The organism is Streptomyces sp. NBC_00988 (assembly GCF_045162645.1).
Classification (GTDB): Bacteria; Actinomycetota; Actinomycetes; order Streptomycetales; family Streptomycetaceae; genus Streptomyces.
Genome location: NZ_CP108730.1, coordinates 11,532,617 through 11,546,680, shown reverse-complemented (window position 1 = coordinate 11,546,680; position 14,064 = coordinate 11,532,617). Strand labels below are relative to the sequence as shown.

Below are 14,064 nucleotides of genomic sequence, written 5' to 3'. Positions count from 1 at the left end.
CTCTTGGGAAGTTCCCCGTGGGAAGGAGTTCCCCGTGCCCACCCTGCTGTCGGTGAATGTCGGTATGCCGAAGGACGTTCCCTGGCAGGGCAAGACCGTCTATACGGGCGTGTGGAAGTACCCGGTGGTCGGCCCCGCGATGGTCCGCCGGCTCAACATCGACGGCGACGGCCAGGGCGACACCGCGGGCCACGGCGGCGAACAGCGGGCCGTGCTCGTCTACCAGATCCAGTCGTACCGGCACTGGCAGCGGCACTTCGGCCGCGACGACCTCGGCTACGGCCAGTTCGGCGAGAACCTCACCGTGGACGGCCTGCTCGACGACGAGGTCTGCATCGGCGACCGGTACAGCATCGGCGAGGCCGAGTTCGAGGTCACCCAGCCGCGCGTCACCTGCTACCGCGTCGGCATGCGCTTCGGCGAACCCGAGCTGGCCGCGCTCCTGGTGAGCCATCACCGTCCCGGGTTCTACATGCGGGTCGTGCGGGAGGGGCTGGTGCAGGCCGGCGACGGGATCGTACGGACCAGGACCGGTCCCGGCGAGCTGAGCGTGGCCGACACCGACGCGCTGCTCTACCTCCCCGGCCGCGACCCCGCCAAGCTGCGCCTCGCCCTGGACGTGCCCGCGCTGAGCCCCGGCTGGCAGGGGTCGTTCCGTGAACTGCTCGCCGCAGCCGACGGTACGGCGACCACCACCCGCCCGGCCTGGGACGGCTTCCGCGCGCTGCGGGTGACGGACGTGATCCCCGAGAGCACGACGGTCACCTCGATCCGGCTGACCGCCCCGGACGACTCCCCGCTCCCGGCCGCCCGCGCGGGCCAGTACCTGACCCTGCGCATCCCCGCCACGACGGGCCCGACCCCGGTACGCAGCTACTCGCTCTCCGCCGCCCCCGACGCCGGCAGTTACCGGATCAGCGTCAAACACGAGCCCCACGGCACGGCGAGCGGCTACCTCACCATGCGGCTACGACCGGGCGCCGTCCTCGAAGTCGCCGCGCCCCGTGGGGAGTTCGTGTACGCCGAGGACAACGGACCGGTGCTCCTCGTCTCCGCCGGCATCGGGCTCACGCCGGTGCTGTCGATGCTGCACCAGCTGGCCGCGCAAGGCAGCAAGCGTGAGGTCTGGTGGATCCACGGCGCCCGCGGCCCCCGGGAACACCCGCTCGCCGCCGAGGCACACGACCTGATCACCTCACTGCCGGACGCGCACGAGCACGTCTTCTACAGCGCGGCCACCCCCGAGGAACTGCAGCGCACCCATGCCACCCCGGGACGCCTCACGAAGGACAAGCTCATCGCGCTGTCGATCCCGGCCGACGCGACCGCGTACATCTGCGGCCCCGCCCCCTTCATGACCGACATGCGGCGGGCCCTCACCGAGGCCGGCATCGACCCCGCACGCATCCACGCCGAGCTGTTCGGAACCCTGGGCGCCATCAACCCCGGTCTCACCGACCACCCCGCTCGCGCACCTCACCAGCCCCAAGGCCCGCCCGGAACTGGCCCGTTGGTGACGTTCGCCCGCAGCGGCATCGCCGTCCCGTTCGACGCCGACAACAACGGCAGTGTGCTCGAACTCGCCGACGCCTGCGACGTACCCACCCGCTGGAGCTGCCGCACCGGCGTCTGCCACACCTGCGTCACGCCCCTGCTGTCCGGCACGATCACCTACTCCCCCGATCCCCTGGAGCCACCGGCCGACGGCGAGATCCTGATCTGCTGCGCCCGCCCCGGCACGGACATCGTCCTGGACATGTAGGGGCCGTCACTCACTCCCCCAAGGGCCGTCGCGCACTCGCCGTAGAAAAGACTCTTCCGACCTGCAACCTCGATGCCCTCGGAACGTCTGTCCGGGTGGAGGCGCCTCCGAGCCAGGGCCTTCGTCACGGGAAGCCAGCCGTGGCGGCGGCTCGCCAGTCCCGTCAGCATCGACGATTCGAGGAATCACATGTCCGCAGGTCAGACCGTCCGCCGCAGCCTCCGCGCGGGACGGGTACGGATCGCCCTGGGCGTCATCGCCGCCGCCGCGCTCGCCATCGGCGGCTCGTTCACCGCCCACGCCGACAACTCCGCGTCCGAGCCCACGCCGGTGCCCAGCCAGGTGACGTCCAGCGAGCTGTGCCCGGAACCGGTCGAGGCGGTTCCGAACGGGGTCGACCACACCGTCAAGGACAACCAGGTGTCGTACACGACCCTCAGCGAGGACCCGGTCGACGCGGTGCCGGGCGGCGAGTGCGTCGACCCGGGCCCGAACGTCGGCGCCCCGGTCGAGGCAGTACCCGACGGGAGCGACACCGCCCCGGACCACTCCGCCAGGGACGCCGAGCCCGCTCCGGCCAAGCGGTGACGGAGCAGGCAGAAGCGGCTGAGCGCCGCTGATCGGCACGGGCCGTTCCGCGGCCCGCGCCGAGGTGGAGCCGCCGGGTACCTGCCGGGCGGTTCCACCGCCCGTCCGGTGATTCCGGGCGGTTGTACGACGACCTTGCTGTCCTGGAGATCCATGAACGCGGCGACGACCCCGGCCTACGGTGTACCGACGGGCAGGTACAGACCCCTACATCTCCCGGCTCGCACCTGGTCGGACGCGCTGCGACGGGCGCTACGGCACCTGGTGCGCGGGGTGTCGCAGCGGCGCGAGGACATCCCGGTTGCGCCGGACGCACCGGCTGTCCACGCCGACCTCCGCGCACCCGGTATCGACGAGCTGTACGCCCACCGCCGCCTGCCCCTCGTCCGCCTGGCCCTGCTCCTGGTGGACGACCTCCCCACGGCGGAGGACGTCGTGCAGGATGTCTTCGCCGCGCTCTACCGCCGCCACGGCGAGCGCCTGACCGGCCTCGACAACCCCGACGCGTATCTGCGCACCAGCGTGGTCAACACCTCGCGCTCGGTCCTGCGCCGCCGCCGTACGGTACGGGCCCACGTCCCCGAACGCGAAGGGCACGCCCCGTCCGCCGAGGAACCCGTGCTGCTGCGCGAGGAGCACGGAGAAGTGATCGCCGCCCTGCACCGACTGACCCGGCGGCAACGCGAAGTGCTGGTCCTGCGGTACTGGTCCCACCTCAGCGAGGCCCAGATCGCCGACACCCTGAGCCTGTCCCGCGGCGCGGTCAAATCCACCGCGAGCCGCGCACTGGCAGCCCTGCGCCGAGAGTTGGAGGCGTCCCGATGACGACACGCGTGACCCCGGAGGCGTCCCGATGATCGAGCAGGACCTCGGTTCGGGGCTTCCTCCGGACCCCCTCGAAGAACGGCTGCGCAACGCCCTGCGCGCCCGGGCCGACTCCGTCGACCTGCACACGCTGCGTCCCGCGGCCCCGCCGACCGGTCGGCCCCGGTTGTTCCGGATCCCGGCCCTCCACCCCGTCCGCCGCACCGCCGTCGCGTTGCTCGTCGTGGCCGCCGCGGTGATCGGCGTCCTGTTCGTTGCGATGCACGAGGTCCGGGAGCCACCGGTCAGGCCCGCGAACCGCCCGTCGGTGTCACCCACCCCCAACGCCACCGACGCAGTACCTGATCCTCCCGAGTCGGGCGGGTTCACCGCATCACTCAATCCCTGACCGAGCGCGATGCACCTGGTCACCCGCGGAAACTGCTCCCGGCCCCGGCCGCCCACTCGCTCGTCGGAAGCTCAAGAAGCCGCTCGATCCGGGCGCTGTCCGGCAGGGGACCGTGATCGGCGGTCACCTTGAGGGCGGATGCCGCCGTGATGTGTCCCAACCGCAGCGCACGCTCTATCCCATCCCCGCGCAGCAGCCCGGTCAGAACTCCGGCGGCGAACGCGTCGCCCGCGCCGACGGGTTCCACCACATCCGTGTCCAGCGCGGGCACGGTCCGCACGCCTTCATCGCTGAAGGCGATGGCGGAATGGCCGCCGTCTTTGACGACGAGGAGGCGCGGATGGGGCAACAGCGCCCGTACGTCGGCCGGTTGGAGGTCCGCGCCCCACAACTCCCGCGCCTCGTCGAGGCCGACGAAGGTGATGTCGGCCCGGTCGGCGAGGTCGCGCAGCACGGTGGCGGCCGTACCGGGCGGCCACAGCGCGGGGCGGTGATTGACGTCGAAGCTGATGGCATACGGCCGTTCAGCGGCCGGGACGGTGAGCGCGGTGGCCACCAGGCTCCGGCAGGACGGGGACAACGCCGGTGTCACGCCCGTGAGATGGACGACGGAGGCCGATCTCAGCTTGTCGTCGTCGAGTACGTCGGGTCCCATCGCCGAGGCCGCCGAGTTGCCGCGGTAGTAGTGGACCCGGGTCCGCGAACCGGTCGGCTCCTTCACGAGCAGCCCAGTAGGCCGCTCCGGATCACACCGCACGCCGCTCACATCGACGCCCGCCGCACCCACCTCGGCCCGCACCCGCCGCCCCAACGCGTCGTCCCCGACAGCCGAGAGCCACGAGACGGGAATCCCCAGGTCGGCCAGGTACATGGCCACATTCGACTCGGCCCCGGCCACCGAAACCCGCAGATCGTCGGCACACTCCAGCGAGGAGGACGGGTCGGGGGCAAGGGCCGCCATGGTCTCCCCGATACAGACGACCTCGCCTCCGGCCGACTGCCATCCGTTCGTCATGACACCTCCGGCACGAACGAGGCTTCCTCAACGACGGCGAGAAAGGCACGAGTTCGGGCGCGCAGCGCGGTCAGGCTGCCGCCGTCGGCCGCGTCGCCGACCAGGGGTGAGCCGACGCCGACGGCTGTCGCTCCGGCTTTCAGATACTCCCGCGCGGCCAACTCGTCGACGCCGCCCACCGGTACGAACACCTCGTGCGGGAACGGGCCGCGCAACGCCCTGAGATAGGCGGGGCCACCGGCCTCCGCGGCCGGGAAGATCTTCAGGGCGGCGACACCGAGGGGGCGTGCGGCGAGGATCTCGGTGGGCGTCAACACCCCAGCGATTACCGGCAGTTCGAGCCGGTGCGCCTCGCGGATACCGTCCCCCAGTGCGGGGGTGACGGCGAAGTTCGCGCCGGCCCGATGGGCGGCACGGGCGTCGTCGGCGGTCAGGACCGTACCGGCGCCGAGGGGGCGGTCGGGGCCGAGTTCCTTGCGGGCCCGCGCGATGACGGACAAGGCGTCCGCGCCCGTGAGGGAGACCTCGATCAGTTCGACGCCTTCCTCAGCGAGGGTCAGTACGGTGCGTACGGCGGCTTCGGGATCGCTGCCGCGGATGATCGCGACCAGGCGGTGGGCGGCCAGGGCCGCTCGAAGATCCATGTGACGAATTCCCATCCTGTACAGGTCGGTTCAGGCGCAACGGCAGTTCGTGGCGAGCGTAAGCCGCCACCGCAGTTCGCCCGAGGCGGGTACCCGGGCGGCGTCCTCGGGGCCCGCCTCGGCGAGGTCGAAGACGCGGCCGAGCATCGGTTCAACGCCCGTGCTGCGGTAGGGGTGTTGGGCGGGAAAGCCGCCCAGGTTGCGCCACAGCGCGATGGACACGGGCTGTCCGTCGGCTTCGAGGGCGAGTGAGAGGCGGTCGGCCTGGTCGTGGAGGCAGCAGTAAGAAGCGTCCACGACGGCTCCTACGGCAGTGCCGTCATCCGGACCGAACCCGTCCAGACGCAGTCCGCACGGCGCGGGCCAGTCGCCCTCCACCCATGAGGCACCGTCCGGCCACGCACGGTCCAACAGCGGTGCCGCTTCAGGGAAGAGCCGGGTACGCGCTCCGCTACGGATGTGCAGCCCGGCACGGTCGGAGAGGTCGAGCAGAGCATGGGCGGCCCATACGAAGCGGAAGCCCGGGTCGGCCGTCAGGACGTAGTCGGCCTCGGCACCGCCCGTCGTACCCCGCACCGTGCGCGCCAGGGTGAAGCGGTCGCAGCGAAGGACATCCGCAACTCCCTCTCGTGTCCAGGGTCGTGACCAGGCGTCACCGTGGTCGGGAGCACCTCGGACCGTTGGGATGCACTCCTCCAGTCCGCCCGCGTCCACGAAGGTGTCGCCGGGGGAAACGTTGTCGCGCTCTGGGGCCTCGCGCCGCCACAGCCACTCACGCCCCGCCACCCGCAGCGAGGTCCAACGCCCGCCGTGCGCAAGGTCGGTAACGATGTCCAGCGGCACGGTCACCACTCCGCGAAGGAGCCGTCGGGGTGCCGCCACACGGGGTTGCGCCAGGCGTGGCCGGTGCGGTCGGCGGCTCGTACGGCGGCCTCGTCGATCGTGATGCCGAGGCCGGGGGCGTCACCGCGTACCGCATGACCGTCGACGAACCGGAAGGGCGCCGGGTCGACGAGGTAGGACAGCAGGTCGGCGTCCTTGTTGTAGTGGATGCCTCGACTCTGCTCCTGGATAAGGAAGTTGGGGGTGGCGAACGCGACCTGCAGACTGGCCGCCAGTGCGATCGGGCCGAGCGGGCAGTGCGGGGCGAGCTGGGCTCCGTAGGCCTCCGCGAGGGAGGCGATGCGGTGGACCTCCGAGATGCCGCCGGCGTGGGACAGGTCGGGCTGGGCGACGGCGATGCCCGCGGCGAGTACGGGCAGGAACTCGGCGCGGCCGTAAAGGCGTTCGCCGGTGGCGAGCGGTACCGGGCTCGACGCGACGAGGTCGGCCAGCTGATGGCCATGCTCGGGCAGGACTGGTTCCTCGACGAACAGCGGGTGCAGCGGGGCGAGTTCGGCGAGAACGCGGCGCGCGCCGGCGGCGGTGAAGCGGCCGTGGAAGTCGACGGCGACATCACGGTCGGGGCCGAGTGCCTCGCGGGCGGCGGCCACGCGGGCGACGATCGCGGCGGTCTCGGCGGGGGTGGGGATCGGTGAGGTGGCTCCGGCGGCGTTCATCTTCACGGCGGTGAAACCGGCCTCGACCTGGGCGGCTATCTGCTCGCTCAGCTCTGCGGGTTCGTCGCCGCCGACCCAGGCGTAGACCCGGACGCGGTCGCGCACGGGACCGCCCAACAGGGCGTGCACGGGGGCGCCGTACGTCTTCCCGGCGATGTCCCACAACGCCTGGTCGAGGCCGGCGACGGCGCTGGAGAGGATCGGGCCGCCCCGGTAGAAGCCGCCCTTGGACATGACCTGCCAGTGGTCCTGGATGCGCAACGGGTCCTGGCCGACGAGGTGTTCGGCAAGGACGTCGACGGCGGCGCGGACGACTTCGGCGCGCCCTTCGACGACCGGTTCGCCCCAGCCGACCACGCCCTCGTCGGTCTCGACGCGGCAGAACAGCCAGCGGGGCGGGACGAGGAAGGTCTCGACACGGGTGATCTTCACTGAGACCGGGAGCCTTCCGTTTCTTCGGAGTCCTGTGCGGAGTCCACGTGGGAACCCTCTTCTTCGGAGTCGTCCAGGCGGTCCAGGTCGCGGCCGGCCTGGTCGAGCAGGGCGCGCATCGCGGCCTCGGCGGCCTGCGGGTCCTGGTCGCGTACGGCGTCCAGGACGGCGCGGTGGGCCGGGACGGGGTCCTCGCTGTGCGGGGCGCTGTGCACGATCCGGTCGCGGTGTGCGAGGCCGGACTCGATCACCATCTCCATGCGTTCCAGGAGTTCATTGTGGGTGGCGGCGAGCAGCGCGCGGTGGAAGGCGAGGTCTGCCTCGACGGCATGGGCGGCGTCGCTGCCCTGCTCCCCCATCGCGTCGAGGGCGCCGTCAAGTGCGGCCAGGTCAGCGTCGGTGCGGCGCTGGGCGGCCAGGCGTACGGCAGCGGGTTCGATGATGGCGCGCACTTCGGCGAGGTTGTGCAGCAGCGCCCGGTCGGACTCGCTGGTGGAGGCGCCCTCGAACTGCCAGCGCAGTACGTCGGCATCGAGCAGGTTCCACTCGGCGCGGGGGCGCACGAAGGTGCCGCGCCGCTGCCGGGCGTCGACCATCCCCTTGGCCGCGAGCACCTTGAGCGACTCGCGCAGCGCGGTCAGGCTCACGTCCAACTCGCTCTGCAGCGCCACGAGATCGAGTGTGGCCCCTTCTGCGATCTCACCGCCCAGGATGCGGCGGGCGAGGAGTTCCACGGTCTGGCCGTGGACGCCTCGACGGGCATAGGGCGTCATGTCGTACAGCCTTTCTGCTGGTTGGGGAGCGTGGTCATGCGGAGGCCTTGACGACGCTCCAGCCGCCGTCCACCACGAGACTCGTCCCGGTGATGAAGGAGGCTTCGTCGGCGCTGAGGAACGCGATGGCCGCGGCCACTTCCTCGGGCGTGCCGAAGCGGCGTACGGCCGTCTCGGCGATGCTGCGTTCCCGTTCCTCGGGCGGCACTCTGTCCCAGGCGGCAGTCAGTATCGGTCCCGGCAGAACGGCGTTGACGCGTACAACAGGCCCGTATTCGACGGCCAGTTGGCTGCACAGGGAGAGCAGCGCGCCCTTGGCGGCGGCGTAGGCGGGATGCCCGGGGATGCCCTTGTGGGCGTGCACGGACGAGGTCAGCACCACCGCGCCCCGCCGCTCCTTCAGATCGGGCAGCACCGCCCGGAACCCGAGGAAACTGCCGGTCAGATTCACGTCGAGCTGCCGCTGCCAGGACGACAGGGTCATCTCGTGGGCCGGGGTGACGTCGACAGTGAAGGCGTTGCTGACGAGGACGTCGACGGGCCCGAAGGCGTGCGCGGCGCCGACGATCCGCGCCCACTCCTCCTCGACCGCGACATCGGCGGCCACGAACCGCGCCCGCCCACCGTCCTTGCCGATCCGCTCCGCCACCGCCTCGCCCCGCTCCTCGGCTATGTCGGCGAGCACGACGGCGGCTCCCTCCTCGGCGAGGCGTACGGCCGTGGCGGCTCCGATGCCGGAGGCCGCGCCGGTGACCACGGCCGTGCGTCCGGTGAAACGGGCGCCGTGCCGTCGTACGGACTGGTCCATCGGGGTTCGACTCCTTCGCGTCCTGCGCGTTTCTCGCGAGAAAGGGCTTGCCGGAAACATACGGGGCTCACTCACGCAGCAGCACGATCAGGTCGGCATCATGATCGGCGCTCCACGCGAACGGCAGCCCGTAGTGCAGCAGATGGGCTCCGCTGTACGTCGTTCTCGTCGCCGTGTCCCGATAGCGCGCCGTCGCGTCCAGTCCCCGGAGCCGAAGCCGGTCCATCCGCCCCGGCACGAGCGGCGCCCCGTCGAGCCGCCCGGTGCTCAGCGCAGCGACGACGGTCTGGTTCCCGGCGTCGTACTGCACCCCGCAGCTCGGCTCCTCCGGCGTACCGAGGAGCCGCGCCTCACCATGGTGGATCACGTCCCGCACCTCCTTGTACCGGCCGATCCACCAAGCCGCCTCGGCCCGCTGCTCCGGCGTCCACGCGCGCAGGTCGGCGCCGACGCCCAGCACCCCGCACATGGCGTTGACGAAACGGAAGGCGAGGCTGCGCGGGCGTGGATCGAAGACACCGGGCGCGTCGGTGACCCACGAGCTCATGACGTGCGGGGCATGCGCGTGCAGGAACCCGTACTGGACCGAAAGCCGGTCCAGCGGTGCGGTGTTGTCGCTGGGCCACACCACGTCGGTGCGCGCGATCGTCGCGTGCTCGATCCGCCCGCCACCGCCCGCGCAGCCTTCGACGGTGACGTCGGGGTGGGCGGAACGGAGGTGGTCGAGAACGCGCAGGTATCCGGCGACATGCTCGCCGTCCAGGTCCACGCGGCCTGCACCGGGGCGACCGCGCTCGGTGGGCGGGCGGTTCATGTCCCACTTGACGTAGCTGATGGCGTAGGTGCCGAGCAGCCGGTCGAGCGTCCCGATCACGAAGTCCTGGACGTCGGCCCGTCCCAGGTCGAGGAGCAGCTCGTTGCGGACGAGGCGGCCGGGGCGGCCCTCGATCCGGTAGACCCACTCGGGGTGTTCGGCGTACAGACGGCTCCCGGGGCTGACTGCCTCTGGCTCGATCCACAGACCGAAGTCCAGGCCCAACGCCCGTACGTCCGCGATGAATTCATCGAAGCCCTGCGGGAAGGCCGCCGGATCCGGCCACCAGTCACCCAGTCCCCCGGTGTCGTCGGCGCGCCCGGTGAACCAGCCGTCGTCCACGACGAACAGCTCGGCCCCGATGTCGGCGGCCGTCTTCGCCAGCTCCAGTTGCGCGGCCGCGTCGACGTCGAAGCCGGTGGCTTCCCAGGAGTTGTAGAGGACCTTGCGGGGGCGGTGCAGGCGCTCGCTGGAGAGGTGTCGTTCGTAGCGGTGCCAGACGCGGGAGAGTCCGTCGAGGCCCTCCGGGCTGAAGGCGCAGGCGAGTTGGGGGGTGGTGAGGGTCTCGCCGGGCGCGAGGATCACCGCTCCCTCGTGCGGGACGCGGCCCGCCCGTACCCGCACAGCACCGCCGGGTTCGGCTTCGGCGGTGATGTGCCAGTTGCCGGGCCAGGCGAGGGCGATGCCGTACGCGGCCGGCGACTCGCCGTCCTGCACCGCGAGCCAGGGCGCGTACGCGTGTCCCGGCACACCTTGCAGGCTGCCGATGCTGAACGTACCTCTGGGCAGGTTGAGTTGGGTGCGCTGGAACTCCTGCGACCACTGGCCCGTGAGGTAGGTCAGGCGGGCGACTCCGGTGACGGGGATGTTCACGGCCGCCGAGTCGAGGCGCTCCAGGCGGAGTTGGTCCGTGGCGGTGAACTCTGTCCAGCGGAGGATCACGTCCGTGCCCGGGACGGTCTCGTAGTGGAGGACGGTACGGAGGCCCAACTGCTCGTCGTGGAAGGCGACTCGAAGCGCGCCCTCGTCCGCCTCAGCGCCTGCGAACTCCCACCACACGCCCCGGTCCTCGCCATCCGGACGCGACGCAACCAGTTCCGACCCGGTGAACGGCCGTAGTCCGTACGGCAGATACTCGGCGGGCGCCGCGTCGGCGGGCGTGATGAAGTGTGTGCGCCTCGACCAGTCCAGGGCGGACGGACCGTCCTCGACGCCGAGCGGTCCCCACGCGTCGAGCTCGGCCCACGGGCCGTCCGGGGACAGGCGCACGGTGTAGCTGGTGTTCTCCGTGCGCAAGGTCCAGCGCTGGTAGGTCACTTGACCGCCCCGAGGTTGAGCCCGGCCACGAAGTGCCGCTGGAAGCGCAGGAACACGGCGACCGTGGGTGCGGCGGCGATGACGGAACCGGCCGCGATGACGTTCCACATCGACACGTACTGGCCCTGAAGTCCGATGAGGGCTGCGGTGATCGGCATCTTGGTGTCGCTGCGCAGGACGGTGATCGCCCAGAGCAGGTCGTTGAAGATCCAGGTGAAGGAGAGGGCGCTGAGCGCGGCCAGGGCGGGGCGGGTCAGCGGGAGGATGATCCGCCAGAAGATCTGCCAGGGGCCGGCGCCGTCGACGACCGCCGCCTGCTGGATCTCCGTCGGGATCGACCGCATGAACCCGTGCAGGACGAAGACGTAGAAGCCGACGCCGAAGCCGATCTGTACGCCGATGAGTGCGGGCAGGGTGTCGAAGATGCCCATCACTTCGCTGAGCTTGGAGACGGGGATGAGGAGGATCTGCGGCGGGAGGAGGTTGCCGCCGAGCATGATGAGCAACAGGGAGCGGCGGAAAGGGAGTTCGTAGCGGCTGAGGGCGAAGGCGGCCATCGCGGCGAGGGCCAGCGTGATCAGGACACAGGGAATCGTGACGATCAGGCTGTTGATGAGGGCGCGCTGCTGGCCGCCATCGACCCAGGCCTGGTGGAAGTTGCCGAGGGTGAAGGAGTGCGGCCAACTGCCCAGGCCGTTGGCGGCGATGTCGTCGAAGGAGCGGAGGCTGGTCACCAGGACCAGGGCGATGGGCAGCAGCCACAGGATCGCCAACGCGCCCGCACCCAGGTGGAATCCGGCGGTCGCGGCCCTCTTGCGGCGCAGGGCCGTGGAGTTGGCGGACATCAGTCGGCCTCCCGGAACGCGCGCACGAGGTAGGAGCAGATGACACCGAAGGCCAGTACGAAGATGACGACGGCGAGTGCGGAGCCGTAGCCAAGTCGCAGGGACTGGAAGGCGGTTGAGTACATGTAGGTGCTCAGCAGCTCGGAGGAGTGGTAGGGCCCGCCGCGGGTCAGGGACCACACGACGTCGAAGGAGCGCAGCGAGTCGATGACGATGACGGACAGAACCACCGCGTTGACACTGCGCAGTTGGGGCAGGGTGACGTGCCGGAGGCGTTGCCAGGCGCTGGCGCCGTCGACCTTGGCGGCCTCGTACAGGGCCGGGTCGATGCCCTTGAGTCCGGCCAGGTAGAGGACCATGACGTAGCCGATCTGGCGCCAGAGCGCGGGCACGATCACGGCGTAGAGGGCGGTGTCCTGGTCGGCGAGCCAGGCGTGGCGCAGGCTGCCCAGGCCTACGGATTGCAGGAGTTGGTTGAGGACGCCGTCGGGTTGGTAGATCGCCTGCCAGACGAGAGCCGTGGCTACCAGGGAGAACACGACCGGCAGGAACAGGGCCGCTCGGTAGAAGCCGACCCCCCGCCGCTCCTGCTGGAGCAGCAGGGCCGCGGCGAGGCCGAGCAGGGCGGACAGGCCGCCGAAGAGGACGAGCCAGAGGATGGTGTGGCCGGCCGCGCTGCGGAAGACGTCGTCGTGGGCCATCTCCCGGAAGTTGCTCAGACCGACGAACTGCGGTGGGGAGACGCCGTCCCATTTGGTCAGGGCGAGGTAGAAGCCCTGGGCGGCGGGCCAGAACACCCACACCGCCTCGACGAGGAGCGGGACGAGGACGAAGGCGAGCACCAGCGGGGGTGTGCGCCGGGGGCCCCGAACCCGCTTGCCCTTGGCGGGCGTTCGGGCCGGGGACTTCCGGTCGGGCGCGGTCAGGACGGCCATGTCAGGCGTTCCAGATCTTCTCGGCGTCGCGCTGCCAGTCGGTGAGGATGCTCCCGATCGACTTGGGCTTGGCCAGGAACTTCGTCAACGCGTTGTCCGCGGTGGGCTGGAGGGCGTCGCTGGAGTCCCGGTTGAAGAACTGGGTGATCTCCACGGCCGAATCGACGTGCTTGCGGCCCTTCTTGACCAGCGCGGTGCCGGCGTCCTTCGCGGCGGGGTTGCAGGGCAGGACGGTACCGGAGGAGCCCTTGATGTAGATCTCCTGGGCCTCGGCGGTGGCGAGGTACTTCATCAGGTCGATCACCTGATCGTGCCGACCGGTGCGGGCGCTGGCGAAGTAGCCGTCGGTGGGCGCCTCTTCGGCGAGCGGGACCTTCGCGTCGATGACCGGGAAGCGGAAGAAGTCGATGTCGTCGAGGGCGTTCTTCGGCGCCGCGTCGGCGAAGAAGGTGCCGATGAGCATCATGCCGCTACGGCCGTTGAGCAGCGAGGTCGTGGCGTCCTGGAAGGCGACGGCGGCGCCGTTCGGGTCGAAGTACGGCAGCACCTCCTGCCAGCGGTCGAAGACCTTGCGCACCTCGGGGTCGTCGAACCGGTGCTTTCCGGCGAGGAGTTGGCGGTGGTACTCGGCGCCGTTGATCCGGATGTCGAGGTAGTCGAACCACGCCGAGGCCACCCAGGCCGTGCCGCCGCCGGCACCCAGCCCGATCGGGGTGACGCCCTTGCTCTTGAGCTTGTCGCACAGGTCGAGGAAGTCGTCCCAGCTCTTCGGCTCGCTCACGCCCCACTTGGCGAAGTTGGACTTCCGGTAGAACATGCCCCACCAGTAGTAGGTGGTGGGGACGAAGACCTTCTTGCCCGAACTCGTCGACGTGCACAACGAGTTGAGCGCCTTGGAGTACCGCTTGAGGTCCGGCGACGAGGACCACGCGTCATCGAGGTCCAGCAGCAGGTTCTTCTTGGCGTAGGCCTCCGCGACCGAGCCGGGGTACCAGGTGTAGACGTCCGGCGGGTTGGCTGAGGTGAGGTACGTCGGCAGCTGGGTGCGGAAGGTCTCCGCCGCGACGGTGTTGAGGCTCGCGCGGTCGGAGCCCTTCTTTGCGTAGGCGGCGACGAGGTCCTCCATCGCGGCCTTGGCCTGCGGGGCGGAGAGGTTGGACTGGAGGGTCACCGCGCCCTTCGAGGAACTCTTGCCGGAGGAGGTCGAGGTGACACAGCCGCTGAGCAGCGCCGCCGTGCCCGCGGCACCGAGTCCGGCAAGGAACCGGCGTCGGTCTGGCTGGTGGTTCGTCATGGATGGCTCCTTGTGGATCCCGCGCGGATCCTGATGCACGCGGGATCCAGGTTCACGTGGTGTCC

14 protein-coding genes are annotated in these 14,064 nt (G+C 70.7%); 4 read left to right on the top strand and 10 right to left on the bottom strand.

Annotation, left to right across the window (positions count from 1 at the left end; all coding sequences use genetic code 11):
• The first annotated feature begins 34 nt into the window (after nucleotides 1-34).
• The 4 genes from OG496_RS52030 (at nucleotide 35) to OG496_RS52015 (ending at nucleotide 3,563) form a co-directional block, all read left to right on the top strand.
• Nucleotides 35-1,762, top strand: a complete 1,728-nt coding sequence (locus tag OG496_RS52030; RefSeq protein WP_405976013.1) for an MOSC domain-containing protein — start codon at nucleotides 35-37, stop codon at nucleotides 1,760-1,762.
• A 189-nt stretch (nucleotides 1,763-1,951) separates the two neighbouring features.
• Nucleotides 1,952-2,350: a hypothetical protein gene (locus OG496_RS52025; RefSeq protein ID WP_405976012.1), complete on the top strand. Its 399-nt coding sequence runs from the start codon at nucleotides 1,952-1,954 to the stop codon at nucleotides 2,348-2,350.
• A 153-nt stretch (nucleotides 2,351-2,503) separates the two neighbouring features.
• Entirely contained in the window at nucleotides 2,504-3,175 is a 672-nt protein-coding gene (locus tag OG496_RS52020) for a SigE family RNA polymerase sigma factor (protein ID WP_405976011.1), read from the top strand.
• Between the two features lie 28 nt (nucleotides 3,176-3,203).
• A complete protein-coding gene (locus tag OG496_RS52015) occupies nucleotides 3,204-3,563 on the top strand; it encodes a hypothetical protein (RefSeq protein ID WP_405976010.1) in 360 nt (119 codons plus the stop codon).
• Between the two features lie 19 nt (nucleotides 3,564-3,582).
• Here the strand turns inward: OG496_RS52015 and OG496_RS52010 are convergent, their stop codons facing one another.
• From OG496_RS52010 to OG496_RS51965, 10 genes are all read right to left on the bottom strand, one after another.
• Entirely contained in the window at nucleotides 3,583-4,578 is a 996-nt protein-coding gene (locus OG496_RS52010; RefSeq protein WP_405976009.1) for a sugar kinase, read from the bottom strand.
• Nucleotides 4,575-5,222, bottom strand: a complete 648-nt coding sequence (locus OG496_RS52005; protein WP_405976008.1) for a bifunctional 4-hydroxy-2-oxoglutarate aldolase/2-dehydro-3-deoxy-phosphogluconate aldolase — start codon at nucleotides 5,220-5,222, stop codon at nucleotides 4,575-4,577. Before OG496_RS52005 ends, OG496_RS52010 begins: the two co-directional genes overlap by 4 nt.
• A gap of 30 nt (nucleotides 5,223-5,252) precedes the next feature.
• Nucleotides 5,253-6,071, bottom strand: coding sequence for a hypothetical protein (locus OG496_RS52000; protein ID WP_405976007.1), 819 nt, complete (start codon nucleotides 6,069-6,071; stop codon nucleotides 5,253-5,255).
• A complete protein-coding gene (gene dgoD, locus OG496_RS51995) occupies nucleotides 6,068-7,213 on the bottom strand; it encodes a galactonate dehydratase (protein WP_405976006.1) in 1,146 nt (381 codons plus the stop codon). The genes OG496_RS52000 and dgoD overlap by 4 nt, the downstream gene beginning before the upstream one ends.
• On the bottom strand, nucleotides 7,210-7,986 hold the full coding sequence (locus OG496_RS51990; RefSeq protein WP_366496323.1) for a FadR/GntR family transcriptional regulator: 777 nt from the start codon (nucleotides 7,984-7,986) through the stop codon (nucleotides 7,210-7,212). The genes dgoD and OG496_RS51990 overlap by 4 nt, the downstream gene beginning before the upstream one ends.
• A gap of 34 nt (nucleotides 7,987-8,020) precedes the next feature.
• A complete protein-coding gene (locus OG496_RS51985; protein WP_405976005.1) occupies nucleotides 8,021-8,794 on the bottom strand; it encodes an SDR family NAD(P)-dependent oxidoreductase in 774 nt (257 codons plus the stop codon).
• 67 nt (nucleotides 8,795-8,861) lie between these two features.
• Nucleotides 8,862-10,925 carry an alpha-galactosidase gene (locus tag OG496_RS51980; RefSeq protein ID WP_405976004.1) on the bottom strand — a complete coding sequence of 688 codons (2,064 nt, stop codon included), beginning with the start codon at nucleotides 10,923-10,925 and terminating at the stop codon, nucleotides 8,862-8,864.
• A complete protein-coding gene (locus OG496_RS51975; protein WP_405976003.1) occupies nucleotides 10,922-11,770 on the bottom strand; it encodes a carbohydrate ABC transporter permease in 849 nt (282 codons plus the stop codon). The genes OG496_RS51980 and OG496_RS51975 overlap by 4 nt, the downstream gene beginning before the upstream one ends.
• A complete protein-coding gene (locus OG496_RS51970; RefSeq protein WP_405976002.1) occupies nucleotides 11,770-12,705 on the bottom strand; it encodes a carbohydrate ABC transporter permease in 936 nt (311 codons plus the stop codon). The genes OG496_RS51975 and OG496_RS51970 overlap by 1 nt, the downstream gene beginning before the upstream one ends.
• 1 nt (nucleotide 12,706) lies before the next feature.
• Nucleotides 12,707-13,999 carry an extracellular solute-binding protein gene (locus OG496_RS51965; RefSeq protein WP_366496328.1) on the bottom strand — a complete coding sequence of 431 codons (1,293 nt, stop codon included), beginning with the start codon at nucleotides 13,997-13,999 and terminating at the stop codon, nucleotides 12,707-12,709.
• Between the last annotated feature and the right edge of the window lie 65 nt (nucleotides 14,000-14,064).

Bases quoted from the DNA above. Each gene is read 5' to 3' on its own strand.
- OG496_RS52025 (WP_405976012.1), top strand. From the start codon at position 1,952: ATGTCCGCAGGTCAGACCGTCCGCCGCAGCCTCCGCGCGGGACGGGTA.
- OG496_RS52020 (WP_405976011.1), top strand. From the start codon at position 2,504: ATGAACGCGGCGACGACCCCGGCCTACGGTGTACCGACGGGCAGGTAC.
- OG496_RS52015 (WP_405976010.1), top strand. From the start codon at position 3,204: ATGATCGAGCAGGACCTCGGTTCGGGGCTTCCTCCGGACCCCCTCGAA.
- OG496_RS52010 (WP_405976009.1), bottom strand. From the start codon at position 4,578: ATGACGAACGGATGGCAGTCGGCCGGAGGCGAGGTCGTCTGTATCGGG.
- OG496_RS52005 (WP_405976008.1), bottom strand. From the start codon at position 5,222: ATGGATCTTCGAGCGGCCCTGGCCGCCCACCGCCTGGTCGCGATCATC.
- OG496_RS51990 (WP_366496323.1), bottom strand. From the start codon at position 7,986: ATGACGCCCTATGCCCGTCGAGGCGTCCACGGCCAGACCGTGGAACTC.
- OG496_RS51985 (WP_405976005.1), bottom strand. From the start codon at position 8,794: ATGGACCAGTCCGTACGACGGCACGGCGCCCGTTTCACCGGACGCACG.
- OG496_RS51975 (WP_405976003.1), bottom strand. From the start codon at position 11,770: ATGTCCGCCAACTCCACGGCCCTGCGCCGCAAGAGGGCCGCGACCGCC.
- OG496_RS51970 (WP_405976002.1), bottom strand. From the start codon at position 12,705: ATGGCCGTCCTGACCGCGCCCGACCGGAAGTCCCCGGCCCGAACGCCC.
- OG496_RS51965 (WP_366496328.1), bottom strand. From the start codon at position 13,999: ATGACGAACCACCAGCCAGACCGACGCCGGTTCCTTGCCGGACTCGGT.